Origin of the sequence: Asticcacaulis benevestitus DSM 16100 = ATCC BAA-896 (genome assembly GCF_000376105.1) — a bacterium.
GTDB classification, from domain to species: domain Bacteria; phylum Pseudomonadota; class Alphaproteobacteria; order Caulobacterales; family Caulobacteraceae; genus Asticcacaulis; species Asticcacaulis benevestitus.
This window is the reverse complement of sequence record NZ_AQWM01000095.1, coordinates 1-1320: the sequence shown is the minus strand read 5'-3', so window position 1 is coordinate 1320 and position 1320 is coordinate 1. Positions and strand designations below refer to the sequence as shown.

The 1320-nt window shown below is 64.2% G+C and carries 1 protein-coding gene; it reads left to right on the top strand.

Annotation, left to right across the window (positions count from 1 at the left end; genetic code table 11):
• The coding region (locus B060_RS0123530; RefSeq protein WP_018084230.1) for a glycoside hydrolase family 3 N-terminal domain-containing protein at window positions 1–1320 on the top strand (1320 nt) is incomplete at both ends.

Below are 1320 nucleotides of genomic sequence, written 5' to 3'. Positions count from 1 at the left end.
GCGGGTCGCATGACCGGCCTGTTCAACGGCATCGGCGTGGCCGGTGGCCGCGAACTGCAACAGGTCGCGGTCGAACAGTCGCGCACCAAAATTCCGCTCATCTTCGCCGGCGACATCATCCACGGCGTCAAGACCACCTTCCCGATCCCGCTCGGTGAATCGGCAAGCTGGGATACCGACCTGGCCATGCGCACGGCGCGCGCCGCCGCCCTTGAGGCCACCGCCAAGGGGCTGCACTGGACCTTCGCGCCCATGGTCGATGTGGCGCGTGATCAGCGCTGGGGCCGCGTCGCCGAAGGCGCCGGCGAGGACACTTATCTCGGCATCCAGCTGGCCGTGGCGCGGGTCAAGGGCTTCCAGGGCGATGACCTCAAGGCTGAAACCTCCGTTCTGGCCTGCCCTAAGCATTTCGCCGCTTACGGCGCCGTTCAGGGCGGCATGGAATATAACACCGCCGATATCCCCGAAACGACCTTACGCGAAATCCACCTGCCGCCGTTCAAGGCCGCCTTTGACGCCGGCGCCATCACCACCATGTCGTCGTTCAACGATATCGCCGGCGTGCCCTCGACCGGTAATCCGTATCTGCTGACCGATATCCTGCGCGGTGAGTGGGGCTTCAAGGGGTTGGTGGTTTCCGACTACACCTCGGAAGAAGAACTGATCCTGCACGGCTTTGCCGCCGATGGCGCCGACGCTACGGCCAAGTCGATCAAGGCCGGTTGCGATATCTCGATGCAGAGCGGGCTCTATATCAAGTACCTGCCCGAACTGGTGAAGGCCGGCAAGGTCAGCGAGGCGGTGGTCAATGAAGCGGTACGCCGCGTGCTCTTCGTCAAGAAGGCGCTGGGGCTGTTCGAGAATCCCTATCGCTCGCTCGACCTCAAGCGCGAGCAGAGCGATATCCGCCGGCCCGACACCATCGCGCTGGCGCGTGAAGCCGGCCGCAAGTCGTGCGTGCTGCTGAAGAACGATGGCAACCTGCTGCCCTTGCCGAAATCGGGCAAAAAGATCGCCCTGATCGGTCCCTTCGGCAACGACAAAGAAAACTGCCCCGGTCCGTGGGCGGTCTTCCCCGACATCGCCTCGTGCGTCACCTGGGAAGCGGGTTTCCGCGCCGCCATGAACGATTCTGGGGGTGATGCCCTAACCGTGGTGAAGGGCTCGGACGTCGAGGCCCCGATCGAAGGTGGCATCGAAGCGGCGGTCAAGGCGGCGAAGGCGGCGGATATCGTTGTGCTGGCCATCGGTGAGGCGGGTAATATGTCGGGCGAGGCACAATCGCGCGTCGATATCTCGGTGCCGGCGCCGCAACTGGCT